General features: G+C 49.9%; 1 protein-coding gene. It reads left to right on the forward strand.

Annotated features, from left to right (window positions below):
* Positions 1-511 precede the first annotated feature (511 nt).
* Positions 512-861 (forward strand): hypothetical protein (locus A3754_RS04200; RefSeq protein ID WP_156496773.1); only part of this gene is annotated, 350 nt, incomplete at its 3' end.

Consider the following 861-nt stretch of genomic DNA (forward strand, 5'->3'; position numbering starts at 1 on the left):
ACCCCTTCTATCAATACTATTACCGGGACCGAAAAGCAGCCCAAGCCACAACAGTCCTAGGACCCTATCTCAAATCCACTCCCAAGTTAGGTCAACCCCCCAACAGGCCACTGAACAAAGTTTCATCATTTATCACCCTCCCCAATCACAGAACCTGAAGACCTGCCCCACAGTTACACGATGGCTATCTACGGCTGCCGGTCGACCCTTCTCGAAGCACTCGACCTTGCCTCTTGGTAGCTTTAGCCCCAATGGCAACGGCGGCGACTTGCCATTGACAGAAGTTGCTCGAGGAGTAAGATCAGAAGATAGAATTATCTCTTCAATAACAGCCTCTTAGCCAAAAGCAGCCTACGTCCACGGACAATTCTACGGTGGACTCTACCAATTCTTCGACGAAGACTCGACGCGCCTCTCTACAAAATTATCGCCACAAACCACACAAACCATTGAACAACAATTCCCTATGTGACAATCTACATTGTAGATCAACATGTCACGGAACAACGTTATGCTATACAAGTTCGGCAACTCAGCACTTCCCTCCCCGCTAAACAAATTCAGTGAACGCGAACTCCGCTGGCTATGGAGGACATTGATTTTTCAAGGCGCACGACTACCTAACGAAGCAGATGTTCCCAAAACTGAGCGCCCTGGCGTTCTGGCCAGCACGATCAACTCACACAACCATCCAGAGGAACTCATCCAAGGCCTCCTTAACAAGAAAGAGAGCCAACTCCTTGACGCAAAATGGCTTGAATGGATGGATTCAGACGGCGACCGCCTGCTCGTCTGGCTTCTTTCCCAAACACAACATCTGGCCAGGCAGCCTTCTGGCTACCAACCAATCTCCGTTGACCA

The organism is Alcanivorax sp. HI0083 (genome assembly GCF_001635175.1).